This window comes from Variovorax paradoxus, from assembly GCF_009755665.1.
Taxonomy (GTDB): Bacteria; Pseudomonadota; Gammaproteobacteria; order Burkholderiales; family Burkholderiaceae_C; genus Variovorax; species Variovorax paradoxus_G.
Window position 1 is genome coordinate 3,554,527 of record NZ_CP046622.1, and the last position, 26,138, is coordinate 3,580,664.

Annotated in this window: 28 protein-coding genes; 18 read left to right on the forward strand and 10 right to left on the reverse strand. The window is 67.7% G+C overall.

Annotated elements, in window-relative coordinates:
- Window positions 1–68 precede the first annotated feature (68 nt).
- From GOQ09_RS16520 to GOQ09_RS16530, 3 genes are all read left to right on the forward strand, one after another.
- On the forward strand, window positions 69–1,226 hold the full coding sequence (locus GOQ09_RS16520) for a helix-turn-helix transcriptional regulator (protein ID WP_157614499.1): 1,158 nt from the start codon (window positions 69–71) through the stop codon (window positions 1,224–1,226).
- 123 nt (window positions 1,227–1,349) lie between these two features.
- Window positions 1,350–1,790: a hypothetical protein gene (locus GOQ09_RS16525; RefSeq protein ID WP_242630860.1), complete on the forward strand. Its 441-nt coding sequence runs from the start codon at window positions 1,350–1,352 to the stop codon at window positions 1,788–1,790.
- Window positions 1,791–1,841: 51 nt separating this feature from the next.
- Window positions 1,842–3,752 (forward strand): ABC transporter ATP-binding protein, encoded by a 1,911-nt coding sequence (locus tag GOQ09_RS16530; protein ID WP_157614500.1) that lies wholly within the window; start codon window positions 1,842–1,844, stop codon window positions 3,750–3,752.
- 6 nt (window positions 3,753–3,758) lie between these two features.
- Here the strand turns inward: GOQ09_RS16530 and GOQ09_RS16535 are convergent, their stop codons facing one another.
- On the reverse strand, window positions 3,759–4,187 hold the full coding sequence (locus GOQ09_RS16535; RefSeq protein ID WP_157614501.1) for a VOC family protein: 429 nt from the start codon (window positions 4,185–4,187) through the stop codon (window positions 3,759–3,761).
- 73 nt (window positions 4,188–4,260) lie between these two features.
- Between GOQ09_RS16535 and GOQ09_RS16540 the strand changes: the two genes are divergently transcribed.
- From GOQ09_RS16540 to GOQ09_RS16555, 4 genes are all read left to right on the forward strand, one after another.
- A complete protein-coding gene (locus tag GOQ09_RS16540) occupies window positions 4,261–4,881 on the forward strand; it encodes a TetR/AcrR family transcriptional regulator (RefSeq protein WP_157614502.1) in 621 nt (206 codons plus the stop codon).
- A gap of 427 nt (window positions 4,882–5,308) precedes the next feature.
- Window positions 5,309–6,709: a DUF2868 domain-containing protein gene (locus GOQ09_RS16545; protein ID WP_157614503.1), complete on the forward strand. Its 1,401-nt coding sequence runs from the start codon at window positions 5,309–5,311 to the stop codon at window positions 6,707–6,709.
- A complete protein-coding gene (locus tag GOQ09_RS16550) occupies window positions 6,706–8,115 on the forward strand; it encodes a GTPase/DUF3482 domain-containing protein (RefSeq protein ID WP_157614504.1) in 1,410 nt (469 codons plus the stop codon). The genes GOQ09_RS16545 and GOQ09_RS16550 overlap by 4 nt, the downstream gene beginning before the upstream one ends.
- A gap of 135 nt (window positions 8,116–8,250) precedes the next feature.
- The gene (locus tag GOQ09_RS16555; RefSeq protein ID WP_157614505.1) at window positions 8,251–8,610 is read left to right on the forward strand and encodes a hypothetical protein; all 360 of its coding nucleotides are present in this window, start codon (window positions 8,251–8,253) and stop codon (window positions 8,608–8,610) included.
- Between the two features lie 17 nt (window positions 8,611–8,627).
- Here GOQ09_RS16555 and GOQ09_RS16560 read toward each other — a convergent pair whose 3' ends face one another.
- From GOQ09_RS16560 to GOQ09_RS16575, 4 genes are read right to left on the reverse strand one after another with little or no spacing between them, the layout of a single operon-like run.
- Window positions 8,628–10,877, reverse strand: a complete 2,250-nt coding sequence (locus GOQ09_RS16560; protein ID WP_242630861.1) for a xanthine dehydrogenase family protein molybdopterin-binding subunit — start codon at window positions 10,875–10,877, stop codon at window positions 8,628–8,630.
- A gap of 2 nt (window positions 10,878–10,879) precedes the next feature.
- Window positions 10,880–11,875 (reverse strand): FAD binding domain-containing protein, encoded by a 996-nt coding sequence (locus GOQ09_RS16565; protein WP_157614506.1) that lies wholly within the window; start codon window positions 11,873–11,875, stop codon window positions 10,880–10,882.
- Complete coding sequence (locus GOQ09_RS16570; RefSeq protein ID WP_165442093.1) at window positions 11,868–12,536, reverse strand: (2Fe-2S)-binding protein; 669 nt, start codon at window positions 12,534–12,536, stop codon at window positions 11,868–11,870. Before GOQ09_RS16570 ends, GOQ09_RS16565 begins: the two co-directional genes overlap by 8 nt.
- A gap of 24 nt (window positions 12,537–12,560) precedes the next feature.
- The gene (locus tag GOQ09_RS16575; RefSeq protein ID WP_157614507.1) at window positions 12,561–13,016 is read right to left on the reverse strand and encodes a DoxX family protein; all 456 of its coding nucleotides are present in this window, start codon (window positions 13,014–13,016) and stop codon (window positions 12,561–12,563) included.
- Window positions 13,017–13,136: 120 nt separating this feature from the next.
- On the opposite strand from GOQ09_RS16575, the gene GOQ09_RS16580 reads away from it, so the two are divergent.
- From GOQ09_RS16580 to GOQ09_RS16595, 4 genes are all read left to right on the forward strand, one after another.
- On the forward strand, window positions 13,137–14,045 hold the full coding sequence (locus GOQ09_RS16580; protein ID WP_157614508.1) for a LysR family transcriptional regulator: 909 nt from the start codon (window positions 13,137–13,139) through the stop codon (window positions 14,043–14,045).
- Between the two features lie 92 nt (window positions 14,046–14,137).
- A complete protein-coding gene (gene trhA / locus GOQ09_RS16585) occupies window positions 14,138–14,758 on the forward strand; it encodes a PAQR family membrane homeostasis protein TrhA (RefSeq protein ID WP_157614509.1) in 621 nt (206 codons plus the stop codon).
- A 66-nt stretch (window positions 14,759–14,824) separates the two neighbouring features.
- Window positions 14,825–15,265, forward strand: a complete 441-nt coding sequence (locus tag GOQ09_RS16590; protein ID WP_157614510.1) for a helix-turn-helix domain-containing protein — start codon at window positions 14,825–14,827, stop codon at window positions 15,263–15,265.
- An 86-nt stretch (window positions 15,266–15,351) separates the two neighbouring features.
- Entirely contained in the window at window positions 15,352–16,653 is a 1,302-nt protein-coding gene (locus tag GOQ09_RS16595; RefSeq protein ID WP_157614511.1) for a UDP-N-acetylglucosamine 1-carboxyvinyltransferase, read from the forward strand.
- 10 nt (window positions 16,654–16,663) lie between these two features.
- On the opposite strand, the gene bla is transcribed toward GOQ09_RS16595, so the two are convergent.
- Window positions 16,664–17,554: a class A beta-lactamase gene (gene bla / locus GOQ09_RS16600; protein ID WP_157614512.1), complete on the reverse strand. Its 891-nt coding sequence runs from the start codon at window positions 17,552–17,554 to the stop codon at window positions 16,664–16,666.
- Window positions 17,555–17,722: 168 nt separating this feature from the next.
- Between bla and GOQ09_RS16605 the strand changes: the two genes are divergently transcribed.
- From GOQ09_RS16605 to GOQ09_RS16635, 7 genes are all read left to right on the forward strand, one after another.
- Window positions 17,723–18,064: an ArsR/SmtB family transcription factor gene (locus GOQ09_RS16605; RefSeq protein WP_126746849.1), complete on the forward strand. Its 342-nt coding sequence runs from the start codon at window positions 17,723–17,725 to the stop codon at window positions 18,062–18,064.
- 29 nt (window positions 18,065–18,093) lie between these two features.
- Window positions 18,094–18,630 (forward strand): SRPBCC family protein, encoded by a 537-nt coding sequence (locus GOQ09_RS16610; RefSeq protein WP_157614513.1) that lies wholly within the window; start codon window positions 18,094–18,096, stop codon window positions 18,628–18,630.
- Window positions 18,631–18,711: 81 nt separating this feature from the next.
- Window positions 18,712–19,350 (forward strand): CDP-alcohol phosphatidyltransferase family protein, encoded by a 639-nt coding sequence (locus tag GOQ09_RS16615; protein ID WP_157614514.1) that lies wholly within the window; start codon window positions 18,712–18,714, stop codon window positions 19,348–19,350.
- Between the two features lie 28 nt (window positions 19,351–19,378).
- Window positions 19,379–19,957, forward strand: a complete 579-nt coding sequence (locus GOQ09_RS16620) for a glutathione S-transferase family protein (protein ID WP_157614515.1) — start codon at window positions 19,379–19,381, stop codon at window positions 19,955–19,957.
- 9 nt (window positions 19,958–19,966) lie between these two features.
- On the forward strand, window positions 19,967–20,608 hold the full coding sequence (locus GOQ09_RS16625) for a histidine phosphatase family protein (protein WP_157614516.1): 642 nt from the start codon (window positions 19,967–19,969) through the stop codon (window positions 20,606–20,608).
- Window positions 20,609–20,654: 46 nt separating this feature from the next.
- Window positions 20,655–21,617: a DnaJ C-terminal domain-containing protein gene (locus GOQ09_RS16630; RefSeq protein ID WP_157614517.1), complete on the forward strand. Its 963-nt coding sequence runs from the start codon at window positions 20,655–20,657 to the stop codon at window positions 21,615–21,617.
- A 2-nt stretch (window positions 21,618–21,619) separates the two neighbouring features.
- Complete coding sequence (locus GOQ09_RS16635) at window positions 21,620–21,931, forward strand: chaperone modulator CbpM (RefSeq protein ID WP_207309866.1); 312 nt, start codon at window positions 21,620–21,622, stop codon at window positions 21,929–21,931.
- A gap of 30 nt (window positions 21,932–21,961) precedes the next feature.
- Here GOQ09_RS16635 and GOQ09_RS16640 read toward each other — a convergent pair whose 3' ends face one another.
- The 4 genes from GOQ09_RS16640 to GOQ09_RS16655 are packed head-to-tail and all read right to left on the reverse strand — an operon-like array spanning window position 21,962 to window position 26,059.
- Window positions 21,962–22,633 (reverse strand): DUF2894 domain-containing protein, encoded by a 672-nt coding sequence (locus GOQ09_RS16640; protein WP_347563249.1) that lies wholly within the window; start codon window positions 22,631–22,633, stop codon window positions 21,962–21,964.
- Complete coding sequence (locus tag GOQ09_RS16645) at window positions 22,630–23,286, reverse strand: OmpA family protein (protein WP_157614519.1); 657 nt, start codon at window positions 23,284–23,286, stop codon at window positions 22,630–22,632. The genes GOQ09_RS16640 and GOQ09_RS16645 overlap by 4 nt, the downstream gene beginning before the upstream one ends.
- The gene (locus GOQ09_RS16650; RefSeq protein WP_157614520.1) at window positions 23,283–25,376 is read right to left on the reverse strand and encodes a DUF802 domain-containing protein; all 2,094 of its coding nucleotides are present in this window, start codon (window positions 25,374–25,376) and stop codon (window positions 23,283–23,285) included. Before GOQ09_RS16650 ends, GOQ09_RS16645 begins: the two co-directional genes overlap by 4 nt.
- On the reverse strand, window positions 25,373–26,059 hold the full coding sequence (locus GOQ09_RS16655; protein WP_157614521.1) for a DUF3348 domain-containing protein: 687 nt from the start codon (window positions 26,057–26,059) through the stop codon (window positions 25,373–25,375). Before GOQ09_RS16655 ends, GOQ09_RS16650 begins: the two co-directional genes overlap by 4 nt.
- Window positions 26,060–26,138 lie beyond the last annotated feature (79 nt).

The window sequence follows — 26,138 nt, forward strand, 5'->3', positions numbered from 1 at the left end:
CCCCGCATCGTATGGCATTTGACGAACCTTGTGCCCCCGGCACGGGCATCGGGTAGGTACCCCGTGCGATGACCGCCCCGGAACAGATTTCCGCCGCGGAGCTGTCGGAGCTGATCGGTGCCATCTACGACTGCTCCCTCGACCCGCAGCGGTGGGCTGCAACATGCGAAATGATTGCGCAGCGTTGTGACAGCGTCGGCGGCGGCATCTGCGTGCACGACCTGAAGCAGGTCCAGAACGACCAGTTGTACGTCTTCGGCTATGAGCCGGAGTTTCTGCAGAAACTCGGCGCCCGGTACGCCGAGAGCCCGATGGCCGCGGCGGATGTCCTCTCGAACCTGGGGGACGTGAGCGCTCTGTCGATGGAGCGTTTCCATCTGCACGACAGCGGCTTCTACCGCGAGGTACTGCAGCCGCACGGCGTGCTCGACATCATGTGGTTTCCGGCGCTGCGCACCGGCGGGCGCATGGCGTCCCTGCACGCGTCGCGCAGCGACAAGTCGCCGCACTACCAGCAGAGCGACCTTGGCCTGTTCAAGCTCCTTGCTCCGCATGTCTGCCGCGCTCTGGCGATTTCCGATGCGCTCGACATCCAGGTGCTGAATTCCGACGTGCTGAAGAGAACCCTCGACGGGCTGGCAGCCGGCGTTTTCCTGGCCGCGCGCGACGGCCACGTCGTGTACATGAACACCGCGGCCGAGCGGCAGGTCAGGTCGGGCACGGCGATGCGCCTGGTCGACAACCGGTTGTCCCCGGTGTATCCGGCGGCTCGTGCCGCATTGACGCAGGCGATCCAGGATTCAGGCCGCGAGGGTGCCGACATGCGCACCAAGGACCATGCGATCGGCATTCCTGATGGAACCGGCGGGGGCTACGTCGCCACCTTGCTGCCGATTGCCGATGGCCGGCGCGCCGGGGTCCTCGCACCGTTCGCGGCGAGTGTTGCCGTGTTCATGCAAGACCCCGTGCAGCCGCCGCTGATGCCCGGGGAGGCCTTTGGACGGCTGCATGGGCTCACCGGCGGCGAACTGCGCGTGCTGATGGCGCTGTCGCAAGGCCTCGGCGGCACCGAGGCCGCCGGCATGCTGGGCGTGGGCGAGCCGACCATTCGCACCCACCTGCAGAGGATCTACTCCAAGACCGGCACCTCCAGGCAGGGGGATCTGCTGCGCCTTCTGCACCACTCGACACCTCCGACACGGCACCAGACGCGCCTGGCGGATTGAGCGGCCTCGGACGAACGGCCTGACGCGAAGGATGTATGCCGCCGCGTCATCGCTTCCGATGACGCGGCGGCTGCGGTGGAGGCCTACGCTCGCGCACCAATATCTACAACAAGAGGGTTTGCCATGTTCGACCGCACCGTTCGACGCCTGTCCGCAGCAAAAGGCGCAATCATGCTTCGGCTCTCGCAGCGGACGCAGCTCATCGGGTCCTTCGCTACAGGGGCGGTGGTCTCCGGCGTTCTCCTGACCTTCGCGATGAACAGTCCGGCCGTCGGTGTCACGCCGCCGATCGAACCTGCACGGGCCGCCGTGGCGCAGTCCAGGCTCGATCTGCTGCGCAACCAGGCGGCGGGCGGCGACGAATTTTCAAACTGGGCGCTCGCCAATGCGCTGCTGGACAAGTTCGATTTGACCGGCGACTCGGACGACCTCTACGAGGCCATGGTGTGGGTCGACAGGCGTTCGGACATGTACGCCAACCAGGAACTGGCGTCGCGCGTGGTCGACCGCTACTGCGGGCACCATGTGGTGCGATGGCACTGGTTCTGTGTTCTGGGCGAATGACCCGGGCCACTGCAGAGCGCAACGCCGGAACGCACCCTTTCGGGGCAAGGAATGCCGCCCCGGGATAAAGTCGCAGCTTCTCCCTGGAGACTGCACGCCTTGTTCCGTTTTTTCGAAAAACTCCTCCACCCCTATCCCGCTGCCGAACCGGCGCTTCCCCCGACGGGCTTCTTTGCCTTCCTGTGGGCCTGCACGCAAGGCCTGCGTCTCAAGATGGCCGCCATGGCGGCGCTCACCGCGGCCATCTCCACCTTCGAGGCGCTGCTGTTCGCCGTGCTCGGGCGTGTGGTCGACTGGCTCGGCGGCCAGGTACCGTCGCGGCTGTGGGCAGACCGCGGCGACACGCTGATGTGGCTGGCCGCGCTGCTGGTCATCAGCATCGGCGTGGTCGCGCTGCAAACCATCGTCAAGCACCAGACGCTGGCGGTGAACCTGCCGATGCGCCTGCGCTGGAACTTTCATCGGCTGATGCTGGGCCAGAGCATGGCCTTCTACCAGGACGAGTTTGCGGGCCGCATCACCGCCAAGGTGATGCAGACCGCGCTCGCGGTGCGCGACACCCTCTTTGTGCTGGCCGACGTGGTGGTGGCCATGGGCGTGTATGTGGTGACCATCATCGTGCTGGTGAGCGTGCTCGACCTGCAGCTGGTGGTGCCGTTCATCATCTGGCTCGTTCTGTATGCGGTTTCGCTGATGTACTTTGTGCCGCGCCTGGGCAAGGTGGGCAAGGCGCAGGCCGACGCGCGCGCGCTGATGACCGGCCGCGTGACCGACGCCTACACCAACATCGCCACCGTCAAGCTGTTCTCGCACACGCAGCGCGAGGCCGGGTTTGCGCGCGAGGCGATGCGCGAGTTCATGTACACCGGCTACGGGCAGATGCGGCTGGTGAGCGCCTTCGAAATCGTCAACCATGCGCTCAGCATGGGCCTGACGGCGGGCATGGCCGGCACGGCGCTCTGGCTCTGGTCGAACGGCACGGTGGGCGTGGGTGCCGTGGCCGCGGCCACAGCGATGGCTTTGCGGTTGCAGGGCATGTCGCATTGGATCATGTGGGAGATGACGAGCTTGTTCGAGAATATCGGCACCGTGCAGGACGGCATGAAGACGCTGTCGCGCCCGCGCATCGTGCTGGACGCGCCCGATGCCGGCGTGCTCCACGTGCCGCGCGGCGAGGTGCGCTTCGAGCATGCGAGCTTCCGCTATGCGGATGCCGGCCGCCGTGTCATCGACGACCTGAACCTGGTGGTGCGGCCCGGTGAAAAGATCGGCCTGGTCGGCCGTTCGGGCGCGGGCAAGTCGACGCTAGTCAACCTGCTGCTGCGCTTTCATGACCTGGAAAGCGGCCGCATCCTGATCGACGGGCAGGACATTGCCCATGTGACGCAGGATTCACTGCGCAGCCACATCGGCATGGTCACGCAGGACACCTCGCTCATGCACCGCTCGGTGGCGGACAACATCGCCTACGGCCGCCCTGACGCCACGCAGGAGCAGATCGAGGCCGCCGCCAAGCGCGCCGAGGCGCACGAATTCATCCAGACGCTGGGCGACGCGACCGGCCGGCGCGGCTACGAGGCGCACGTGGGCGAGCGCGGTGTGAAGCTGTCGGGCGGGCAGCGCCAGCGCGTGGCCATTGCACGCGTGATGCTGAAGGACGCGCCGATCCTGCTGCTCGACGAGGCGACCAGCGCGCTCGACTCCGAGGTGGAAACCGCCATCCAGCAGAGCCTGTACCGGCTGATGGAAGGCAAGACCGTGATTGCCATTGCGCACCGCCTCTCGACCATTGCGGCGATGGACCGGCTGATCGTGCTCGACGAAGGCCGCGTGGTGGAAGAAGGCGACCACCGCTCGCTCATGGCACAAGGCGGCCTGTATGCGCGGCTGTGGGCGCACCAGAGCGGCGGCTTCCTGGGCGATTCGCTCGAGGAAGACGAAGGCGAAGCGCTGCGGGCGTAGCCAGCTTCAGGTGGGCAGTGCGCCGGCCTCGTACAACGCCGCGAACTCCGCGCTTGGTGCAATTGGCTTGACGATGTCGATCAGCACCCCGTTCGGGTCGCTGGTAATGAAGTGGCGCTGGCCGAAGGCCTCGTCGCGCAGCGGCAGAAGAATCGGCAGGCCGGCCGCGGCGAGCCGGTCGTGAACCGCGTCGGGGTCGTCCACCTCGAAGTTGAGCAGCAGCCCGCCCGCCACCTGGCCGCGCGCGGGCGCGGGAATGGTCTCGTGCCGGCCGTCGAGCACGGCAAGGTTCACCGATGGCTGCTCTGCCATCTGCAGGTGCACATACCACTCGCTCGTGAAGAGCGGCGTGAAGCCGAAATGCGCCTGGTAGAAGGCGGCGGTTCCGGCCACGTCATTGGTCATGATCACCGGGTAGTAGCTTGTCACTTTCATGGCGTCGGTCCTTTCAATTAACATGCAGTCTGCATGTAAGTTGTATATTAATCTACAGACAGCCTGTATGTAAATGCCTAAATCCATTGCCGACTCTCAATCCAGAACCAACCGGGAACGCACGGAAGCCACGCGCCTTGCGCTGATCGACGCCGCGCGAGCGCTGTTCGTCAGCAAGGGCTACGGCGAAACCTCGACGCCCGAGATTGCTGTTGCCGCCGGTATCACGCGTGGCGCGCTGTATCACCACTTTGCGGACAAGCGCGACCTGTTCAGGCAGGTGCTGGTGCGCGAGGCCGAAACCGTGGCGGCCGACATCGAGGCGGCCACGCCACGGCAGCTGACGCCGCGCGAAGCCCTGCTGGAGGGAAGCCAGGCCTACCTGAACGCGATGAGCGCGCCGGGCCGCACGCGGCTGCTGCTGATCGAAGGGCCGGCCGTGCTGGGCCTGGAAGAAATCATGGCCATCGACGACGCCACCTCGGCCGGCTCGCTGCGCCAGGGGCTGGAAAAAGCCGGTTTGGGCAAGGGAGAAGTCTCGCTCGACGCCCTCTCCCGGCTGCTATCGGCGGCCTTCGACCGGGCGGCACTGGAGATAGATGCCGGCGCCGATCCGCAAGAAATCCATTCGGCGATGCGCTGGCTGCTCGAGCAGGCACTGGGCCTCGAGCCGCGCCGCAAGCACGCGGCCTGAGGCTGCGCTGGCGGGGCGCATGCGCTCGCCCGGGTCTTGGCGAGTCCTACAGCACAGGCCGCCCCTCGCCGACAGCCGCCACCCCCCTGCGGCGCGATGCTGGCGCTGTCGTCAACAACGAGGAGTCCTCGCGTGAATTCAATCATCTACATCGTCGGTCTGGTCGTGGTTGTAGTGGCCGTGCTTTCGTTCTTCGGCCTCCGCTAGAGATGGGCACTCCCCCAGGCTGCGCGCACTTCGTGTCGCTTCTCCCTCCCCCTCGCCGGGGGCAACACCTGCGGCCCGGCAAAGCCGGTTCCGCGGTGTTCCACGAAAGGGATCGCTTGCGGTCCCTTCTCTAGTCGTTCGCATAGAGTCCATCGCAGCGCGCCGGGCATAATTTGCCCGCCTTCCGCCATCGCGGAACGCCACTTGCGAAGGGACCCTGTTGATCAACACCGCGTTGCGCGAATCTGCTTTTCCGGACGCGGTCATTACCGAGGCGATCCGATGGACCGAAGAGAAAGGTCCACTCGATGATGCGCAAGCCATGCGCACCGCCGCCTCCCGCTCAGCTGACGCGCACACGCGCATCACGGCCCGCGCGCTCCAGCTCGGCGAACGCATCGGCCTTCAATCCGAACTTGTACGCGCCCGGCAATGGGGCCCGTGGGTGCTGCTTGGCCTGGTAGCGCTGGTCGTCGTTGCCGGCCTGGGCCTGGCGGGCAACGTGGTCGGCGGCGGCGAACGGCACATCAATGTGATCGTCGCGCTCGTGAGCCTGCTGGGCATTCACCTGCTCGCACTGCTGCTGTGGCTGGCCGGCCTGTGGCTTCCCCTCGGCTCGTTCAACACAAGCTCGCTCGGATGGATATGGCTTTCGCTCACCGCGCGCGTGGCCGGCGGCAAGCGGGGCCAGGCACCGGTGCTGCTGCGGGCGGCCACCGGCCTCTTGAGCCGGGCGCGGCTGCTGCCCTGGGCGTTCGGGCTCGTGAGCCACGGCATCTGGGCGCTGTCTTTCGCGGTGGTGCTGGCCGCGCTGCTGTTCGCGCTTGCGTTCCGCAGCTACACGCTGAGCTGGGAAACGACGATTCTCGACCCGGATTTTTTCGTGCGCGCGGTCCATGCGCTGGGCTGGGCGCCGGCACAACTCGGCTTTCCGGTTCCCGATGCGGCGACGATTCTCTCGGCCGCGCCCGGTGCCGCGGGCCAGCGCACATGGGCGCTGTGGCTCACGGGCTGCATCGCCGTGTACGGGCTGCTGCCGCGCGTGGCCCTGGTATTGCTGAGCGCCGTGGTGTGGCACAGGCGCAAAGCCGCACTGCAGCCAGACTGGAGCGACCCCTACTACCGCAAGCTGATGGCCAGGTTCGCCGCACTCGCGCCGCCGGCCATCGTGGATGCCGACCCCGGCGGCGCACCAGGCACCGCGCCTGCCAGCCTCGCGCCTTCGGAACTGCAGGACGCGCTCTTCGTCATCGGGTTCGAGCTGCCTGCCGACCTGGCATGGCCGCCCGCGGGTTTGCCCGCCGCGCAGGTGCAGCGCATCGACGGCAGCGCCCCCGCGCGCCGCGCACTGCTCGACCAGCTGGCACTGGCACGCCCGCGTGCGGTGCTGCTGGTGTGCCATGCCGCATCGAGCCCCGACCGCGGCACCGAGCGCTTTCTGCGCGAAGTGCTGGCCCATTGCGGTGAATGCCGGCTGTGGCCGGCTCACGCGGCGGAAGAGGCGGCTGACGCCGGCTTGGCTCAGCGCTGGGTGGACTGGCTGCAGGGCACCGGCCTGCAACGCGTCGCGGTCACGCACCGGCTCGAAGACGCCCTGAAGCAACTCGGCACGGCACCATGACGCAGCAACCCATCCGCATTGCCGTTGTCGGCCACACCAACGCAGGCAAGACCTCGCTGCTGCGCACGCTCACGCGGCGCGTGAATTTCGGCGAGGTGTCGCAGCGCCCCGGCACCACGCGCCACGTGGAATCGGCCGATCTTGAAGTGAACGGCCAGGCTGCCGTGCGCTTCTTCGACACACCGGGGCTCGAAGATGCGGTGGCCCTGCGCGAGCACCTGGCCGGGCTCGATCCGCAGGCCACGCCGCCCGAGCGCATCCGCGCCTTTCTCCAGGGCCCCGAGGCGCACGGCGTGTTCGAGCAAGAGGCCAAGGTGCTGCGCACCATGCTGGACATCGACGCGGCTTTTCTCGTCATCGACGTGCGAGAACCGGTGCTGCCGAAGTTTCGCGACGAAATCGAACTGCTCAACTCCTGCGCGCGGCCCGTGCTGCCGGTTCTGAACTTCGTGCGCAATGCGGCAAGCCGCGAGCCCGCCTGGAAAGAGCTGCTCTCGGCCTATGGCCTGCACGTGCAGGTGCGCTTCGATGCCGCTGCGCCCTTCGTGGGAGCCGAGCGCGAGCTCTACAACGACCTTTCGACACTGCTGCGCGACCGGCGCGAACTGCTGCACGGCGTGATGGATTCGCTGGCCGCCGAAGCCGCAGAACGGCGGCGCTCGGCCTGCGCGCGGATCGCCGAACTGCTGGTGGATGCCGCGGCATTGCGCCGCACCGTGCCGGCCGAAGAATTCGCGGACACCGCGCGCCGGAAGGCGCTTGTCGCCGCACTGCAGAAAGACGTGTTCGACAAGGCGCAGCGCTGCACCGACGACCTGCTCGCGCTCTACGGCTTTCGCCAGGACGATGCCGGCGAAGCGCCGCTGCCGCTCGTCGAGGGCCGCTGGACGCTGGACTTCTTCAGCCCCGAGGCGATGAAGGACGCGGGCCTGCGGCTCGGCAAGGGCGCGGTCATCGGCGCCGCGGTGGGCGTGGTGGCGGACCTTGCCGTGGCCGGCATTTCACTCGGCGCGGGTGCCGCGGTAGGCGGTGCCATCGGCGGTGCCGTTTCGCAGGGCTGGGGCCCTTTCGGGCGCAAGCTGGTGAACAAGCTGCGCGACGTGCACGAGCTCACCATCGAAGACGGCGTGCTGTTCGCGGTAGTGGCATGGCAACTGAAGCTCACGCGGGCATTGGAGCAGCGCGGGCACGCGGCCACCGGGCGCATTGCGGCCGAAACCAGCGCAACGCAGGATGCGCCGACACGCGCCACCGCGGCGGCCGTTCGCGCGGCGCGTCCGGCCCGCAATCATCCGGAGTGGGAATCGAAAGGCGTGGCAACGCGCGGCTTCTGGCGCCCCGCGCCGCAGCGCGAGGCACTCGCGGCCGAGTTGGCGCGTACGCTTCAAGGCGCATTCGAAAGCTGAGCGCCCAGCCTTCGCTTGCAGGCGAAGGCGACGGCTTCCTACGCACCGGCGCCGGCACGAGCGCCAGTCTTTTTCACGACATCGACGGCACACGGGGTGCCGTTTGTTTTGTCGCCTCCAAGAAAAGGAGCACCCATGTCCGTCGAATGCAAACTGCTCGCCACCCCTTTGATCGGACGTGTGTGGCAAGGCCGCACACCGATCGCGCGGGCCGACGAATACCTGCGCTACAGCTTCGAGCACGGCATCCAGGAGATCGCGAAAAAGCCCCAATGCCTGGGCGTGCAGTACTTTCGCAAACTGAACGGCGACACCGCCGAGTTCAGGACCGTGTCTTACTGGCAGTCGATCGAACACATGCACGCCATGCACGCGGAGCGCGGCGATCCGCTGCGCGTGGCGCCGCTAGCACGCGACGCCGAGTTCCTGCTGGAGCTGCCGGAGTTTGTGGACATCGTCGAGGTGCATGTCAATTCGTTCGGCACGGGCAAGTAGCGCCAAGGCTCAGCTCTTCAGCTCTCCAGCAGGTCCTCCAGCCGCAGCGGCAGCCGGCGCAGCCGCTTGCCGGTGGCGTGGAACACCGCATTCACGATGGCGGGCGCCACGCCCACCATGGCCACTTCGCCCAGGCCCTTCACGCCCATGGCGTTGAGCCGCGTGTCGGGCTTGCCGACAAAGTCGACGTCGATGCGGCCGATGTCCGCCGCAACGGGCAGCACGTATTCCGCAAGATCGGCGTTGAGAAAGCCGCCGTAGCGCGGATCGACCTCGCTCGCCTCGCGCAATGCGGCGCCTATGCCCCACACCACCCCGCCTTCGACCTGGCTGCGCGCGGTGCGCAGGCTGGCCACGGTGCCGCAGTCGGCCACGCTGAGCACGCGCGGCACGCGGATGCGGCGCGTGGTGGGTTCGATGCGCACCTCGACGAAATGCGCAATGAAGCTGAAGGCGACAAAGTCCGGATACACCGGCCCTGCCGCTGCGGGCAGGCCCCCCGTGAGCCGGCCGAAGACCTGCTCGGGCTGGCCCGGCGCGCGCATGCGGCTTTCGGCCTCGGCAAAGGAGCGGCCCGAGGCGCGCAGCAGCGCTACCGCCGTGGCGCCATTCGCATCAGCTTGTGCACCGGCTTGCGCCCCGGCGTTCTGCCGCAGATCGTCCATGAGCCGCTGGGCGGCTTCCTGCACTGGCGGCAACGCGGTGGCTGTGCCCCAGGAGCCGGCGGTCAGGTGCTGCGGCGCGGCGGTGGTGTCGCCCAGCACAATTTCCACCGCCGCCACCGGCGCGCCCAGCGTGCGCGCCACCGTCAATGCAATGGCGGTGCGAATGCCCTGCCCCATCTCGTGGCCGCCCACCGCCACCCTCACCGTGCCGTTGGCGTTCAGCCGCACCTTGGCAACGGCCGGTGCGATGGCCGCCTTGTAGGCACCGGCCGCCACGCCCCACCCGATGAGGCTGCCGTCGGCCGCGCGCATCGAGCGCGGCGCCATCGTGCGACGCGCCCAACCGAAGGCGGTGCTTCCCTTGACGAGGCATTCGGCCAGGTGGCGCGAAGAAAAGGGCTTGCCGCTGATCGGGTCGACAGCCGCATCGTTCGCAAGACGGAACCCGACCGGGTCGCGGCCGAGCGCGTAGGCCATCTCGTCGACCGCGCTTTCGAACGCAAAGGCGGCCGGATGCTCGAATGGCGCGCGCATGTAGCCGGGCGTCTGCACGTCGGTGCGCACGAGCCGTTCGCGCCCCAGGAAGTTGCCGATGCCGTAGAGCCGCGATGTGATCTCGGTGCCGCTCGACGGAAACAGGTCGTGGCGCGAGGTCTGCTGGTCGATCTCGTGGATGGCTGCCGTCAGCTTTCCGTTGCGGTCGGCACCCAACCTCACATGGTGGCGGCTCGCGGGCCTGAAGCTCGCGTTGTGGAACAGCTGGCTGCGCGAGAGCACGAGCTTGACGGGCTGGCCCAGCGCACGCGACGCCATCGCCACCAGCGTGGTGTGCGACTGCAGCGAGTTCTTCTGGCCGAAGCCGCCGCCCACGGTGGGCGACAGCACGCGCACCTTGGCGGGCTCGATGCCGAGCTGCTTGGCCACGCCATGGCGCACGCCCTCGGCGTTCTGGGTGGGCTCGCGAACGGTCAGCACGCCGTCGGCGCTCCACTCGGCCACGGTCGCGATGATCTCCATCGGATTCTGGTGCTGGGTCGGCAATTCGTACGACGCGTCCACCGTGAATGCAGCGCCCTGGAGCGCGGCCTCCGCATCGCCCGCCCGCCGGTCCGCGAACATCGGCTGCGGCAGCAATGCCGATTGAGCCTGCGGCTGGGCATCGGGCGCATCGATGCCGGCAACGAAGGGAACGGCTGCATAGGTCACAGCCACCAGGGCCGCCGCCTCGCGCGCAGCCTCCAGCGTGTCGGCCACCACCATCGCCACGGTCTGCCCGCGGTAGGCGATCTGCGGCGAGCGCAGCGGATAGAAGCTCTGGAAGCCGAAGCCGCCGCCCATCAGGAAGCCCCCGGTGTCGAAGGCGCCGACGTTCTCGTGGGTGAACACCTGCCGAACGCCGCGCACGCGCTGTGCCGCGGCGGTGTCGATGCCGGTGACGGTGCCGCGCGCAATGCGCGAAGGCACCAGCGCAGCATGCAGCAGCCCGGCGCGCGCATCGTCGGCCGCATAACGCGTGGCGCCGCGCACCTTGTCGCGCGCGTCGACACGCTCGGCACCCGCGCGAGGCATGTTCCTTGGCGCTGTCTTGAGGTTGGTTGCCATCTTCAGTTCCTTTCCCTGGCCAGCATCAGCGCGTCGGTCACCGTTTCGATGCCGAGCGCCACCTTGAATGCGTTGTGCTCGAGCGGCTTCGCGCCCTCGAAGGCGAGCTCGGCGGCGCGCCGCGCGGCCGCCCGGGTGAACGGCTGGCCGACCAGGCTGCGCTCCGCCTGCACGGCGCGCCACGGATGCGTGGCCACGCCGCCGAGCGCAATGCGCGCGTCGGCCACGCGGTTGCTCCTGATTTCCAGTGCAACCGCCGCCGATGCGAGTGCAAAGGCGTAGGACTCGCGGTCGCGGATCTTGTGGTACGTGGAGCCCCGGCCGATGGACCCGCGCGGTATGCGAATGCGCACGATCAGTTCGTCGGCTGCGAGCACCGTTTCCAGGTGCGGCGTGGTACCCGGCGCGCGGTGCAGCTCGCGCAACGGCACCGTGCGCTCGCCACGCGGGCTGACGGTGTCGACCAGTGCATCGAAAGCCGCGAGCGCAACCGCCCAGTCGCCCGGATACACGGCCACGCAGGCTTCGCTGCCGCCAAGCACCGCGTGGCCGCGGTTCTGACCGCCCAGTGCCGCGCAGCCGCTGCCGGGCACGCGCTTGTTGCAAGCGAATTCGGGCCCGCCGCGAAAGTAGGCGCAGCGCGTGCGCTGCAGCAGGTTGCCGCCCACCGTCGCCATGTTGCGCAGCTGCTGCGAGGCGGCCTTCCAGAGCGACTCCGACAAGGCCGGGAATTCGCGCTGCACCGTGGCGTTCTCGGCCACGTCGCTCATGGCCGCGAGCGCGCCGATGCGCAGTTCGCCGCGGCTCGACGCATCGACTTCGCGCAGCCCTTCGATGCGGGTGATGTCGATTACGGTGGCCGGCGCTTCAACGCCGAGCTTCATCAGGTCGAACAGCGTGGTGCCGCCTGCGAAGTAGTGCGCGCCGGGCTGGTGCCGGGCGAGCAGTTGCACGGCTTCGCCGGTGCTGCGCGCGCGGAGGTAGGCGAAGTCATGCATGGCGGCGGCCCTCCATGCGGCCTTCGATCCGAAGCACTTGCGGCGCCGCCTCGCGGATCGCTTCGACGATGCCGGTGTAGGCGCCGCACCGGCAGATGTTGCCGCTCATGTATTCGCGGATCTGCGCTTCGCTGGTGGCGTGGCCCTCGCGCACGCAGGCAATGGCCGCCATGATCTGCCCGGGCGTGCAGTAGCCGCATTGCAGCGCATCGTGGTCGAGAAAGGCCTGCTGCATCGGGTGCAGCGTGCCGTCGGCCGGCTCGATACCCTCGATGGTGGTCACGGCGCAGCCGTCGGTCTTCACGGCCAGCGTGAGACACGAGGCAACGCGGCGCCCGTCCACGTGCACCGTGCAGGCGCCGCATTGGCCGTGGTCGCAGCCTTTCTTGGCGCCGGTAAGGCCGAGCTGCTCCCGCAGCACGTCGAGCAACGAGGCGCGCGGCTCCAGCGTCAGTTCGCGGGGCGTGCCGTTGATGGTGACGCGGGTCTCCTGGGAGCCGGCGCCGGAGAGCGGTGCCGCGCTGCCGGTTTCCGCAGCCGTGCCACTGGCCGCCGAAGCGGCGGCACCCGCGCTGGCCGCGGTGGTCATCATGAATGTTCGGCGGTTGAGGGTATTGAAGGCGGGCACCGGGCCCGCCGCGTTCTGCCGGAGTTCGTTCATGGGGCTTCTCCTTTTTTGTTGGTCTCAGAATTCGCGGCCGAGGCGCGCATCGATCGAGACCCGCCCGCCACCGCGCGCAGCGATGCAAAGCGCGGCAAAGACCAGCATCAGCGGATATTCGTAGCCGCGGTCGATCCAGGGGAAGGTTGGCGCCAGCAAGTAGCAGATGACCAGCATCTGGACCACCACCATCGGCGCGACGATGCGCGTCAGGAAGCCCAGCGCCAGCATCAGCCCGCCCACGCCTTCAAGCAGCGCGATGAACCACCCGATCAGCGGCGCGAAAGGCAGGTGCAGCACGTTGGCAATCAGGTTGACCGAACCGGCCAGCGGGTCGGCCATGCTGCCGTGGCTGCGGCCGAGCAGCTTGGGAATGCCGTGGGTCATGAGCATCAGCCCGAACGCGATGCGCAGCAGCGCATAGCTCAACGGCTCCAGCCGGTCGTAAACACCGCGCAGCCGGGGAAAGATCAATTGCATGAGGTCGCTCCTTTGAATGTCGAAAGGGGGTGAGCGGAAAGTCTCTCTGTTCTGTGGGGGTGAATAAATACGCAAATCTCGCCAATACAATTCAATGAGACTCAACAATCGAAGAAACCCATGGACCGCTTCGACGCCATGCAGCTGTTCACCCGCATCGTCGACCTGGGCAGCTTTACCCAGGCCGCGGCCGCGCTCGACATTCCACGTGCCACGGCCACGCATGCCATCAAGGAACTCGAGGCCAGGCTGCACGTGCGCCTCTTGGAGCGCACCACGCGGCAGGTGCGCACCACCGTCGACGGCCAGGCCTTCTACGAGCGTTGCCGTCATCTGCTGCGCGAACTGGAGGACGCGGAGTCTTCGCTGTCGGAGCTGGCGGTCAATCCGCGCGGGCGCCTGCGCATCGACATCCACGGCGCGCCGGCGCAGGCGATCGTGCTGCCGCGCATTCGCGAGTTTCACGCGCGCTATCCGCACATCGAGCTTGTCATGGGCAGCGGCGACCGGCTGGTGGACCTGCTGCGGGAGGGCGTCGACTGCGTGGTGCGCGCGGGCGAGCCCAAGGATTCATCGCTTGTCACCCGCCGCCTGGCGCTGCTGCCGCAAGTGACCTGCGCGAGCCCGGGCTACCTGGCCGAATACGGCACGCCCACGCAGCCTTCGGAGCTTGCGAGGCACCTGGGCGTCAATTTCTTCTCGGCTTCGCGGCCCGAGGTGTTTCCGTACGAATTCATGGTCGACGGCAAGCTCGAGATGTACATGCTCAAGGACTGGATCAGCGTGAACAACGCCGACCTCTACAAGATCTGCGCCGAACAGGGCTGCGGGATCATCCAGGTGCCGCGCTTCAGCGTGGAGCGCCAGTTGCGCGAGGGTTCGCTGGTCGAGATATTGCCGCACACGCCCTGCCCGCCCATGGTCTATTCGGTGCTGTACCCGCACCACCGGCAGCTGTCGCCGCGGGTGCGGGTGTTCATCGACTGGATCGCGCAGCTCTATGCGGAGCGCTTCGGCACGGCCGCGTGAACACGCACCGGAGTCACCGTGCGGTCATGAGGGCGACCTAGCATCCGCGGCCTCCGCCTCCCCTTTCCGACCAGAACTGCTGCACTCACGCGATGTACCCCGGCGAACGTCTCAATGGGTACAGCCATCTGCTGGGCCTGGTGCTTGCCCTTGCGGCCACCGTTCTCTTTCTTGCCAAGACCTTGCCCACGGGTGATGCCGCGCGCATTGGCGGTGCGCTGGTGTTCTCGCTCTCGGCCGTGGTGCTGTATGCCGCATCCACGCTGTTCCACAGCACGCGCGGACGGCTGAAGCGCTTTTGGGAGCGGGCGGACCACTGCGCCATCTACCTGCTGATTGCGGGCACCTACACGCCCTTTGCGCTCGTCACGCTGCACGGCCTCTGGGGCTGGCTGCTGCTCGCCGCGGTGTGGAGCGCCGCGTTCTTCGGCATCGGGCGTGAGCTGCTGCAACCGGACAGCGCGGTTTCCAAGCCCCCGCTGGCGCTCTACATCGGCATGGGCTGGCTCGGCGTGCTGGCGGCGGCGCCCCTGGCGGCGCGGCTCGATGGGGGCGGCCTGGCCTGGCTGCTGGCGGGCGGAGTGCTCTACACGGTGGGCACGGTGTTCTATCGAAACCGCCGCGGCTTCCGGCATGCGCACGGCACCTGGCACGTGTTCGTGTTGGCGGGCACGGTGAGCCATTTCATCTCGGTCGGCTGGTTCGTGCTCTGACCCAGAAAATAAGCATTTTTTATTACCCTTCGGCCCAGCTTCGCGCAAGGTGTGCAAAATGCGCCCATGCCAAATATTGCCTCCATCCTCAAAACCGAGATTTCCCGTGTCGCCCGCAAGGAAGTTCGCACAGAGATCGAAACGCTGAAAAAAGCTTCCACGCACCATCGCGCCTCGATCGCCGCTCTGCGCCGGCAAGTCGAGAAACTGGAGAAGGAACTGCGGCGCGCGCTGAAGATGTCTTCGAGCGCCCCCTCCGCGGGCGATGCGGACGATGGCGCCGAATCGGGCCCGTCCCGCCGCTTCAGCGCCACCCGACTGGCCGCGCACCGCGAAAAGCTCGGCCTCTCGGCGGCGGCTTATGGAAAGCTGGTGGGCGTTACCGGCCAGACCATCTACAAGTGGGAACAAGGCAAGGCGCGGCCGCGCAAGGCACAGCTGGAGGGCCTGGCCTCGGTGCGGGGCCTGGGCCGGCGCGAAGTGGCGGAACAGCTGAACGCGGAATAGTTCACTACCGCGCTCTACAGCGCCACCCGCCCGGCGGGTACAGTTCCGGCACTCATTTCTCCGGTTCTTTTCCGCCCCGTATTCCCATGTCCAATCTCATCGTGCACGGCGGTACGCCGCTTCGCGGCCGCATCACTCCCTCCGCCAACAAGAACGCCGTGCTGCCGGTGCTGTGCGCCACGCTGCTCACGCGTGAGCCGCTGCGGCTGCACGGCGTGCCCGACATCACCGACGTGCGCAAGATCCTCGACATCTTCCGCAGCCTGGGCAGCGAAGCACGCATGGACCACGCCACCGGCACGCTGGAGCTGCACCACCGCAACACGGTGTTCGATGCCGCACGCGACCGGCTGCCCGAGGAAATGCGCTCGTCGATCATGCTGGTGCCTCCGCTCCTGGCGCGCTTCGGCATTGCGCGGCTGGAAGACAACGTCAAGGGCTGCACGCTGGGCGTGCGCGAGATCGATCCGCACGTGGACGTGTTCCGCCGCTTCGGCGGCAAAGTGGAGCGCGCCAGCGGCTCGCTGCTCGTGCGCTGCGACGGGCCGCTTGCGCCCACCGAACACTGGCTCGACTACGCCTCGGTCACCACCACCGAAAACTTCGTGCTGTGCGCGGCGGCGGCCAAGGGCACATCGACGCTCACCAACGCAGCGTCGGAGCCGCACGTGCAGGAGTTCTGCCGCTTCATGACGATGCTGGGCGTGCGCATCGAGGGCATCGGCACCTCGCGGCTCACGGTGCATGGCGGCAATGCCCTCGGAGGCGGAGAGTTCCGCTTCGACGAAGATTTTCATGAGATCACCACCTTCCTGGCGCTGGGCGCCATCACCGGCGGCGACGTGGTCGTGCGCAACAGCGCACCCGAGAATTTTCCGCTGATCGACCGCACCTTCGCCAAGTTCGGCGTCACCGTCACGCACCAGGACGGCTGGTCGCGCGCCACCTGCAGCGGCCCGCTGAAGGTGCAAACGCCCTTCACGAGCAACGTGCTCACCAAGGTGGAGGCTGCGCCGTGGCCCTACTTTCCGGTCGACCTGCTGCCCATCTTCATCGCGCTGGGCGTGCGTGCCCAGGGCAATGCGATGTTCTGGAACAAGGTGTACGACGGCGCCCTGGGCTGGACCAGCGAGCTCTCCAAGTTCGGCGCCCATGTGTTCTCGTCGGACCCGCACCGGCTCATCAGCTTTGGCGGCAGCCCGCTGACGCCGGCCGTGGTCGAAAGCCCCTACATCATTCGCGTGGCGATCGCGCTCTTCATGGTGGCAGCCAGCATCGAAGGCCGCTCCGAAATCCGCAATGCCGCGCCCATTCGCCGCGCCCACCCCCGCTTCGTCGAAAACCTGCGCAGCCTGGGCGTGCAGGTCGAGTGGACGAGCGAAGAGTAAGCCGCGGGGATCAGCCCCGCAGTGCGTTCACCACGATGCGCGCCGCCGACGCGATGACGTCGTTGCGCGCCGGCGCATCCTCCCTGGGAAAGGTGAGGTACACCGCCAGCACCACCGGAGCACCCGCCGGCGGCCACAGCACGCCGGTGTCGTTGTTGCTGCCGTAGGAGCCCAGGCCGGTCTTGTCGCCCACCTTCCAGTCGGCCGGCACGCCGGCGCGGATGCGAGTCGCGCCGGTGGTGTTGCCCAAGAGCCAGGCTTCGAGCTGGCTGCGTTGCGCCGCGCCAAGCGCGTCTCCCAGCACCAGCCGCTGCAGGCTTGCGGCCATCGCCTCCGGCGTGGTCGTGTCGCGCAGGTCGCCCGGAATGGCGCTGTTGAGTTCGGTCTCCCAGCGGTCGAGCCTGAAGGACTGGTCGCCGATGGAGCGCGCGAACGCGGTCACCGCGGCAGGCCCGCCGAGAATCTTCATCAGCAGGTTGGCGGCCGCGTTGTCGCTGTATTGCATGGTGGCCGCGCACAGGGCGGAAACAGTCATCCCCTGCCCCAGGTTTTTTTCCGTGATGGGCGAATTGGGCAACAAGTCGCTCTTGCCGTAGCTCACGCGGCGCTCCAGCAGGCTGCCGTCACGCGCGCTACGGGCAAGGATGGCCGCGGCCAGCATGGCCTTGAAGGTGCTGCACAGCGCAAAGCGTTCGGTTGCGCGGTGCAGCACGCGCGCGCCGCTGCCGGTGTCGAGCGCGGCCACGCCGAGCCGCGCGCCCACGGAGCTTTCGAGCGCCGCGAGCTGCGCCTCGGCCGATGTGGCCTGTTGCGCTTTCGCGGACCAGGCGGTGCAGGCGCTGGCCAGCGGCAGCGCAGATGCGGCAAGCAGGAAGATGCGGCGATTGGCGATAGTTTTCATTTGTCTGTTTGTCAGCGAGTGGATGGAACGAAGGGAATCGTAGGAGCGCCACCTCGCAAGCTCCAGCGCCAGGCGGCGCAACCGCGTCTCTTCTGTATCGGGTGTAACGACACAATTCATTCAACTTTTTGGTTGAATAACTTTTCTTGCACGGCTATATTCAACCTCATGGTTGAACTAGATGACGAACGGCTCGACGCCGTGTTCCATGCCCTGGCCGACAGCACGCGGCGCACGATGCTGCAGCTGCTGGCCCAGGGCGAGTGCAGCGTGGGCGAACTCGGGGCGCCGTTTCGAATGTCCTTTGCGGGCGCCTCCAAGCACGTCAAGGCACTGGAGCGCGCCGGCCTGGTCTCCCGCACGGTGCAGGGCCGCGCGCACGTCTGCCGGCTGGAGCCGGCGGCGCTCGCATCGGCCAACGCATGGCTGCGGTACTACGAAGGCTTCTGGAACAGCCATCTGGACGCGCTGGAGCAGGAGCTGCGGCGCGACAACGCATCCCGCAAGTGAAGTTCTTTCCCTTCTTCAAGGAGCAAGCAATGACGACGAGCAGCCTCGGAACCCTGATCGAACCCGGCACCGTGCGCATGGAGCGCACCCTGCCCGCGCCGGTGGAGCGCGTGTGGGCCTATTTCATCGACCCGGACAAGCGCGCAAGTTGGCTGGCCGGCGGCACCATGGCCGAGAAAAGCGGCGGCGTGTTCGAACTGCGCTTCGACCACACCAGCCTTTCCGGCGAAGTGGCGCCCGATCGCTTCGCCGACTGCCGCAGCCCCATATCCCAGAAATCGCGGTTGGTCGAGATCGAACCACTGAAACGCCTGACCATCAGCTGGGGCAGCGAAAGCGCCACCGCATCCGAAGTGAGCTTCGAGTTCACGCCCCGGGGCGATTCGACGCACCTGGTGCTCACCCATCGCCGCCTGCCCGACCGCAAGGAAACACTCGGCGTTTCGAGCGGCTGGCACGCGCACCTGGACGTGCTCGACGACGTGCTGCACGAGCGCACCCCCCGGGGGTTCTGGAGCAACCACGCGGAACTCGAAAAAGCCTATGAGGCCCGGTTTCCGGCCTGAGCCGGAGTCGGATGCCGACTACAGGCAAGCGGCCCCGCTTGCGTTAAGGTGCGGTGCATTCGCAGACTCCGAAGCACCCCCATGACCACCCCCTCCTCCGCACCGGCCCGCAAGCATTTTTCGATGATTCGCGGCTTTCACCTGGCCGATGCGTTCACGCTCGGCAATGCCGCGTGCGGCGTGGGCGCGGTGTTCCTTGCCATGGCCTTCATGGCAAGCCAGTCGCTCGCGCAGTTCTTCTGGGCCGCCGCGCTCGCGCCGGCGGCCTTCGTGTTCGACGTGTTCGACGGCCGCATTGCGCGTTGGCGGCAAACCCACTCCGCCCTGGGGCGCGAGCTCGATTCGCTGGCCGATGTGATCTCGTTCGGCGTGGCGCCCGCCGCGCTCGCCTTCGCGGCGGGCCTGGACGGCGGCTGGGACTGCGTGCTGCTGATCTACTTCGTCGGCTGCGGCGTGAGCCGGCTCGCACGCTACAACGTCACGGCCGAGGCGCTTTCCGCGGGCGCCGACAAGGTCAAGTACTTCGAAGGCACGCCCATTCCCACCAGCGTGGTGCTGGTCGGCGTTCTGGCCTGGGCCGCCTGGCAGGGCCGCATCGGCGACGCGGTGTGGGGCGGCGCCTGGGTGCTCGGGCCGTGGCAGCTGCATCCGCTCACGCTGCTCTTCGCGCTCTCCGGCACGCTGATGATCAGCAAGACGCTGCGCATTCCCAAGTTCTGACCGTACATCGCTGAAAGGAGCCCATTCAATGCTGAAGCTGTATTTCGATCCGCAAAGCCGTTCGCAGGTAGCGAAGTGGATGCTCGACGAAGCCGGCGTGGAATACGAGATCGTGACCACCCTCATCCGCGAAAAGGCGCACAAGAAGCCCGAGTACCTGAAGATCAACCCCGCGGGCAAGCTGCCGGCGCTGGTGGACGGCCGCACGCGCGTGTTCGAGAACGCGGCCATCTGCATGTACGTGGCCGACAAGTTTCCGCAGGCCCGCCTGGCACCGCCCGTGGATTCGCCCGACCGCGGCCGCTACCTGTCGCTCATGGTCTATTCAACGGCACAGCTGGAGCCCGCGATGGGCGACAGCCTGCTGGGGGTGCGCAGCAACAACAGCGCACGCGGCTGGACCAACTTCGAGCAGGCCAAGGACGCGGTGGAGCGCGAGCTGGGTGACGGCCCCTATCTCTTCGGTGCGCGGTTCACCGCGGCCGACGTGATGATCGGCTCGATGTTCATCTGGCACCGTGCGTTCGGCGGGCGCTCCAACCGGCCGAAGATCGATGCCTACATCAACCGGCTCCAGGCCCGGCCCAAGGGCATGAAGTTCGGTTGAACCGCACCCATGTCACAGCCACCCTTTCCCCACGGCGCAACCGCCGGTCTCGACCAGCTGGTGAGCATTGCCGCCGCGCAGCCGCTGGCGCCGGCCTGCGATCACTTCTACTTTCTGCGCCACGGCCAGACTGGCCGCAATGCGCAGCGCATTTTCCAGGCCGTGGACGAGCCGCTGAGCGAGCTCGGGCTCCAGCAGGCGGCCCGCGCCGCCCAGCTGCTGGCCGGCGAGCCGATCCGCACCATCGTCTGCAGCGACGCACGGCGCGCCCATGACACCGCGCACACCGTTGCAGCCGTGCTCCGCATCGAGCCCACGCCGCAGGCCGCACTGCGCGAGCGCAACTTCGGCGCACTCATCGGCACCTCGTCGGTCAACATCGACTGGGCTTGCGAGCCCGACGGCGGCGAAACCCTCGCGCAGTTCCTGGCGCGCAAGAGGCAGGCGCTCGACGAAGCGCTGGCGCAGCCCTCGCCGGTCCTGGTGGTGGCCCACGGCGGCACGCTCTACGCGCTGGCCGCGCTGATCGGCGTGCCCATCGACCTGGGCCTGCTCGGCAATGCACAGCCATTGCGTTTTTCGCGCAGCGGCCCTACATGGGCTGTAACGCCGCTGCTGCGGCATGCCGACGGCGACTCGGCCCTGGCGTAGACGTCCGGGGGCGCGCGCTGTTCGGCGTTCACTCAAACCGACAGCCATGGAATTCAAGGACTACTACAGCGCGCTCGGCATCGAACGCACCGCGTCCGAGGACGAGGTGCGAAAGGCCTATCGCAAGCTTGCACGCAAGTACCACCCGGACGTCAGCAAGGAGGCCGACGCCGAGAAGCGCATGCGCGACATCAACGAAGCCTACGACGTGCTGCGCGACAAGGAAAAGCGCACCGCCTACGACGCACTGGCCGACCGCGTGGCGCGCGGCGGACACCCCGAAGGCGACTTTCAGCCGCCGCCGGGCTGGGACACGGGCTTCGAATTTCACCGCGGCCCGCGCCAGGGCCCGGCCGACCATGCGGATTTCAGCGACTTCTTCTCCTCGCTCTTCGGCGAAGCCGAGCGGCGCGGCGCGGCAAGGCGCAACTACCGCGCGCGCGGCGAAGACCATCACGCGGCCATCGAGATATCCCTTGAAGACGCGCTCAACGGCGCCGAGCGCGAGATCACGCTGCGCGCGCAGGAAACCGACGCGCAGGGCCGCCCCGCGCTCAAGACGCGCACGCTCAGTGTCAAGATTCCGCCCGGCATGCATCCGGGGCAGTTCATCCGGCTTGCCGGACAGGGCATGCCCGGCCACGGCGGCGAGCCGGCCGGAGACCTGTACCTGGAAGTGCGCATTGCGCCGCACAGGCTCTACCGCGTCGAAGAGCGCGACCTCTACATGACGCTGCCCGTCACCCCGAGCGAAGCCGCGCTCGGCGCGCAGGTGAAGGTGCCAGTGCCCACCGGCGGTGCGGTCGAGGTGACCGTGCCGCGGAACGCGCGCAGCGGACTCAAGCTCAGGCTCAAGGGCCGAGGCCTGGGCGGCAAGCAGCCCGGCGACCTGTACCTGCTGCTCGACATTGCCCTGCCCCCGGCCAACAGCGAGGCCGCACGCAAGGCCTACGAGCAACTGGCGCAGGCATCGGCTTCGTTCAACCCACGCCACCATCTGGGAGTGTGAGCATGGCGACCGTTTCCGTCACAACAGCCATCAGCGCGTCGCAGCCGCTCGCCGCGAGCGAGCTGGCCCATGCCTGCGGCGCCGACACCGAATGGGTGGTGCAGCTCGTCGAAGTGGGCATCGTGCAAATTTCTACCGCCGAGGCGCCGCCCGAGCGCTGGCAGTTTTCGAGCAGCGACCTGCAATGCGCGCTCGAGGCGCGCCGGCTGGAGCGCGACTTTGGCGTGGGCCTGGACGCCGCGGCGCTGATTCTCGACCTGCAGCACGAGGTGCGGCGGCTCAAGGCCGTGATTCGCACGCACGGCTTGCGCTAGCCGGCTGCGCCCTCAGCCTCGATCTCAGCGTCAGGCGGATTTGCCGCGCCCGGTCTTCTTCGAGGTCTCGGCGCGCGGCGCACTCACGGGCGCCGCAGCGCCGGCACCGTTCAATTGGTCGACCCACAACAGCGTGTCGACGTAGGTCATGAAGCGGTTGAGATATTCCGGCGACGAATCGCGCATCAACAGCAGCGACCGGTGCACCAGGTGGTGCGAGTTGAGCGGGCCGGCGTTATCGGGCACCTTGGCGAGCGACTGGGTCAGCCGCCGCTCGGCGCTGAGCCGCGACCAGGTGCTCTTGAAGATCTTGAGGGTCTTCAGTTCGGCGGGCGCCGGCGCGAGGCCGTGCAGCGTGTCTTCTGCGGCCGCCGCGGTGCTGCCGCCGATGGCCGGGGCATGCCGCGCGATGTGGTCGACCAGCTCCGCGAGTGCGCCGCGGGCGGGTGCGCCTGCAGGCAGTCGTTTCGCGGCAGCGAGCGCCGGGGCACTGTCGACACCCTGGGCCTTTTCAAGATTCTTGCCGTAGGCCGCAGTCAGGCTGATGAGCTTCTCATCGAGGATGCGCCTCGCCTCGCCCTGGTGGGCGGCCGCGCGCCGGGCCATCGCTTCCATGAAATGAAAGCGCACCGGGTCCGCGCGGTGCTGCCCCTGCGCGCGCCAGGTGCCGATCATCTCGATGGGATCGACGTGCTCGCTCACGGCCGCTTCGTGGTGGCGTTGGATTGCCTCGGCGTGGGCGCCATTTCCACACGCCGGTTTTTCGAGCGGCCTTCGGCATCGGCATTGGACGCGACCGCCTGCTCGGAGCCGAATGCCGCGGCAAACACCGACGACGAAGGAATGCCCTCTTCGATGAGCGCCCTCGTGACCGTGAGTGCGCGCTGGGCCGAGAGCTCCCAGTTGTCGGCGAAGGGGCGGTTGCCGTCCTTCGACTGCCGCATCTGGCGGTCGTCGGTGAAGCCGCTCACCATCAGCACCTCGTCGCGGGCGCGGAGGTAGGCCGCCACCGGCGCGGCCAGGCTCTTGAGCAGCTGGCGGCCTTCGGGCTGCAGATCGGCGGAGTTGAAGGCGAACAGCACGCTGCCGCTGATGCCGATGCGTCCGTTGTTCAGCGTGACGCGGCCCGCCGCGAGCGGCCCGGCCAAGGCTTGTTCGAGCGCTTCGCGGCGCTGCGTTTCCGCCTGCCGCTGCTGCACTTCGGCTTCGAGCTTGGCGGCAAGATCCAGCTGCATGCCGAGCGCGCCCACGAGAATGAGCACAAAGGCCCCGACCAGCCCTGCCATCAGGTCGCCGAACACCGCCCATACCGGAACGGTCGGCTCCAGGCCGCCGTCGGCTTCTTCGCTCGTCATGCTTCGCTGCCCACGGCGGCTTGCCGGCTGGCAATCTGCTGCAGGTCTTCGACGATCTGCTTCTGCGACATGATGCTGAGGTCGATGACCTCCCGCGCCTGCGCAACGTAGTAGGCCAGCTGCTCGTCGCTGCGCGCAAGGGACTTGCCCAGCGCGCCTTCAACGCGCTGCAGGTGCGCCACCAGCTTGTCGTTCGATTCGCTGAACAGCTGCACGGCAAAACCGAAGGCTTCGCCAAGGCTTGCCACTTCGACCGCACTGCCGGTGATCTGCGCGGCAACGCTCTCGAGCTTTCCGGTTTCGGCCTCGACCTTTTCGGTGAAGCGGCTGCCCACGCGTTCGAGCACATCGGCCGACGCGCCGACCAGTGCATCGACCGCCGAGCGCTGCTCGGTGGAGGCATGGTTCACCGCGTCGAGCAAGGTGCCGAGCGTTTCCATGATGCGGCTGCGCTCTTCCAGCATTGCGTTGTCGCGCGCCATGCTGTCCGAGAGCTTCTGCCGCAGCTCGGCCACCACTTCGGCCGCAACGCGCGGTGCGTCCGAAGCGGCTTGCAGCAGCTGGGCGATTTCCTCGACCGTGCTCTTCGCATGCGCTTGCGCCTGCGCCGACATGTCGCGCGCAGTTTGCGCCAGGGTTTCGAAGAGCTGTTGCTGCTGGCTGGCCGTGTTCGCGCCGGCCTGCTGCCATTCCTGCTGCAGCGATGCAGCCATGGACGACAGCGCCTCGGTCCAGGCCGACAGCCGCTGCTCGTCGCGCGATGCCATGTCGGTTTGCAGGCTGGCATGCGCCTGGCCGACCGTGCGCAGCAGCGATGCGGAGTGCTGCTCGAACGTGGCCGCGGCCGCCGCGAGGGACTGTTGCGTGTCGCCCGACAGCTTCTCGCTGGCGCGCTGGTGCTCTGCGAGGGCACTGCCCCATGTGTCGGATACGCTGCCCACAGTGCTGTCGAGCCGCGCAGACACGCTCTCCACCAGCGAGGCCGAGCGCTGCTCGAAGGTTTCGGCAAAGCGCTCCTGCGAAACGCGCAAGTCGCTGGCCAAGGCCTCATTGCTGCGCTGGTGTTCGGCCAGCGCGGCCTTCCACGTATCGGCCACGGTGGCTGTGGTCGCCTCGAAGCGGCTCGAAAGCCCTTCGAGTTGCTGCTGCACCGTGTGCGCAACCGTGCCGTGCAACGAGGCCGTCTCGCGCGCGATGCCAGCCATGGTGGCTTCGACGACCGGCTGGATCGTTGCGCCGGCGATGCGGGCGCTTTCGGTCAGGCTTTGCTTCAGCGATTGATCCACCGACGAGGCCAAGCCGGCATACACCGCCTCGGCCTTGCTGTGGAAGTGCTCCTGGCTGGTGATCAGGCGCTCGTTCAATGCCTGGCTCTGCCGCTCCATGGCGGCCAGCATGGCTTGCAGCTGGTCGACCAGCACAGGCATGGCTTGGGCCTGCCGCTCCAGCAGCTGGAATGACGCCTCGCGCTGATGCGCCAGCGAGTACACGCGCAAGCTGGTCGCGATCTTTGTGTCGAGCAGTTGCCCGGCTTGCAGCCGCTCGCGCCGGCACAGCGCAGAGGCCAGGCCCAGCATCGCCGACGCAGCCACGCCGGCCACCGAGGTGCCGAACGCCAGCCCCAGGCCCTTCACCGGCGCGGAGAGCGAGGCGCGGATGGCCGGCAGGTCGGTGGCGCTTTCCAGCGCCATGCCGGTGCCGTTCAGCGTAACCACCATGCCCAGAAAAGTACCCAGCATGCCCAGCAGCACCAGCAGTCCGGCAAGGTACGGCGTGAGCGAGGGGCCGGGCAAGCCGACGCGCTCGCCCTCGATGCGCAGGCGCACCGCGTTGCGCAGCGACGGATGCAGCTGCTCCAGCCACGAACCCAGGTTGGCCGGGGCTTCGGTCAACCGCGCCGCGGCACTGGCCAGAGTGGACGTGGCCTGCCTGAAGCGATGCAGTTCCAGCGCCCCCATCAGGTAGAACGCGCCCACCAGCACCGTGATCGAAAGCGCCAGCGGATGGCTGGAGCCGACGTACCCCGCGCCAACCCAGCACACCGCGGCCAGGCCGGCGGCAAAAACAGCGTATTGAAGAAATCTAGTCATGGCACTCTGGTTGCCTCGCGAAAGGCTTCAAGGAGCCCTTCGACGGGTTGAAATCGGAAGTCCAGTTCGGCGAGCAGCACGTTCTTCATGTCCTTGCGGAACACATGCAGCCACTCGCCGGCTTGGGCCTCGCTGGCGGGTTCGGCTGTCGTCAGCAGGCCGTCCTCGCTCAAGCGGGTGAAGTGTTTTTCGAGCAGGGCGGGCACGCCGGCCAGGAGGCTGTGCTCGCGCGCAGCCAGCACCTGCTCCATGACCACGTCCACGGCGGCCAGCCTGGCCATGGCCGGCGACCTGGCCGCCAGTGCGGCCCGAAGGCGCCCGCGCAATGGGCCGATGCCCGCTTCCATGGCTTGCTGCAGGGCAAGGTAGCGGCGGCGAAACGGCGCGAACTCGGTCGCTGCCGCCACGGCGACGTCGTCGGCAATGGCCTTGGCCAGCGCGGTATGCGCACCAGCGCACTCCCGCTCCTCGGCGTTCGCGCCCGGCCGCAACCGGGAAGCAGCAGCCGCCGGAACGCCGTCCAGCGCCGCGGACAGTGAAATGGCATCGGTCCAGCCGAACCATTGGCTCAATCGGTCCGCGGTTGCTTGCCGGGGTTCGCGCAGGTCCGTGTCGGCCAGTCGCGAAAGCAAGCGAACGAGCGCCGAACCATTGAAAACTGTGCGCTGTGAAACGTGCGCCATACCCCAGAACGAAAAACCTGGCAGTCTACACCGGCCACCCTCCCTGGACGCCTCCGCAGACCCTCCCCGGCCGGGTGAA

What these genes read in the sequence shown, in the direction of transcription:
- GOQ09_RS16645 (WP_157614519.1), bottom strand. Translation starts at nt 23,286, where the DNA reads ATGACGAGCGAAGAAGCCGACGGCGGCCTGGAGCCGACCGTTCCGGTA.
- GOQ09_RS16570 (WP_165442093.1), bottom strand. Translation starts at nt 12,536, where the DNA reads ATGAACGAACTCCGGCAGAACGCGGCGGGCCCGGTGCCCGCCTTCAAT.
- GOQ09_RS16575 (WP_157614507.1), bottom strand. Translation starts at nt 13,016, where the DNA reads ATGCAATTGATCTTTCCCCGGCTGCGCGGTGTTTACGACCGGCTGGAG.
- bla (WP_157614512.1), bottom strand. Translation starts at nt 17,554, where the DNA reads ATGAAAACTATCGCCAATCGCCGCATCTTCCTGCTTGCCGCATCTGCG.
- GOQ09_RS16525 (WP_242630860.1), top strand. Translation starts at nt 1,350, where the DNA reads ATGTTCGACCGCACCGTTCGACGCCTGTCCGCAGCAAAAGGCGCAATC.
- GOQ09_RS16650 (WP_157614520.1), bottom strand. Translation starts at nt 25,376, where the DNA reads ATGACTAGATTTCTTCAATACGCTGTTTTTGCCGCCGGCCTGGCCGCG.
- GOQ09_RS16610 (WP_157614513.1), top strand. Translation starts at nt 18,094, where the DNA reads ATGACGACGAGCAGCCTCGGAACCCTGATCGAACCCGGCACCGTGCGC.
- GOQ09_RS16635 (WP_207309866.1), top strand. Translation starts at nt 21,620, where the DNA reads ATGGCGACCGTTTCCGTCACAACAGCCATCAGCGCGTCGCAGCCGCTC.
- GOQ09_RS16655 (WP_157614521.1), bottom strand. Translation starts at nt 26,059, where the DNA reads ATGGCGCACGTTTCACAGCGCACAGTTTTCAATGGTTCGGCGCTCGTT.
- GOQ09_RS16580 (WP_157614508.1), top strand. Translation starts at nt 13,137, where the DNA reads ATGGACCGCTTCGACGCCATGCAGCTGTTCACCCGCATCGTCGACCTG.
- GOQ09_RS16555 (WP_157614505.1), top strand. Translation starts at nt 8,251, where the DNA reads ATGTCCGTCGAATGCAAACTGCTCGCCACCCCTTTGATCGGACGTGTG.
- GOQ09_RS16530 (WP_157614500.1), top strand. Translation starts at nt 1,842, where the DNA reads ATGCCGCCCCGGGATAAAGTCGCAGCTTCTCCCTGGAGACTGCACGCC.
- GOQ09_RS16550 (WP_157614504.1), top strand. Translation starts at nt 6,706, where the DNA reads ATGACGCAGCAACCCATCCGCATTGCCGTTGTCGGCCACACCAACGCA.
- GOQ09_RS16605 (WP_126746849.1), top strand. Translation starts at nt 17,723, where the DNA reads ATGGTTGAACTAGATGACGAACGGCTCGACGCCGTGTTCCATGCCCTG.
- GOQ09_RS16590 (WP_157614510.1), top strand. Translation starts at nt 14,825, where the DNA reads ATGCCAAATATTGCCTCCATCCTCAAAACCGAGATTTCCCGTGTCGCC.
- GOQ09_RS16595 (WP_157614511.1), top strand. Translation starts at nt 15,352, where the DNA reads ATGTCCAATCTCATCGTGCACGGCGGTACGCCGCTTCGCGGCCGCATC.
- GOQ09_RS16630 (WP_157614517.1), top strand. Translation starts at nt 20,655, where the DNA reads ATGGAATTCAAGGACTACTACAGCGCGCTCGGCATCGAACGCACCGCG.
- GOQ09_RS16620 (WP_157614515.1), top strand. Translation starts at nt 19,379, where the DNA reads ATGCTGAAGCTGTATTTCGATCCGCAAAGCCGTTCGCAGGTAGCGAAG.
- GOQ09_RS16615 (WP_157614514.1), top strand. Translation starts at nt 18,712, where the DNA reads ATGACCACCCCCTCCTCCGCACCGGCCCGCAAGCATTTTTCGATGATT.
- GOQ09_RS16520 (WP_157614499.1), top strand. Translation starts at nt 69, where the DNA reads ATGACCGCCCCGGAACAGATTTCCGCCGCGGAGCTGTCGGAGCTGATC.
- GOQ09_RS16625 (WP_157614516.1), top strand. Translation starts at nt 19,967, where the DNA reads ATGTCACAGCCACCCTTTCCCCACGGCGCAACCGCCGGTCTCGACCAG.
- GOQ09_RS16535 (WP_157614501.1), bottom strand. Translation starts at nt 4,187, where the DNA reads ATGAAAGTGACAAGCTACTACCCGGTGATCATGACCAATGACGTGGCC.
- GOQ09_RS16560 (WP_242630861.1), bottom strand. Translation starts at nt 10,877, where the DNA reads ATGGCAACCAACCTCAAGACAGCGCCAAGGAACATGCCTCGCGCGGGT.
- trhA (WP_157614509.1), top strand. Translation starts at nt 14,138, where the DNA reads ATGTACCCCGGCGAACGTCTCAATGGGTACAGCCATCTGCTGGGCCTG.
- GOQ09_RS16565 (WP_157614506.1), bottom strand. Translation starts at nt 11,875, where the DNA reads ATGCATGACTTCGCCTACCTCCGCGCGCGCAGCACCGGCGAAGCCGTG.
- GOQ09_RS16540 (WP_157614502.1), top strand. Translation starts at nt 4,261, where the DNA reads ATGCCTAAATCCATTGCCGACTCTCAATCCAGAACCAACCGGGAACGC.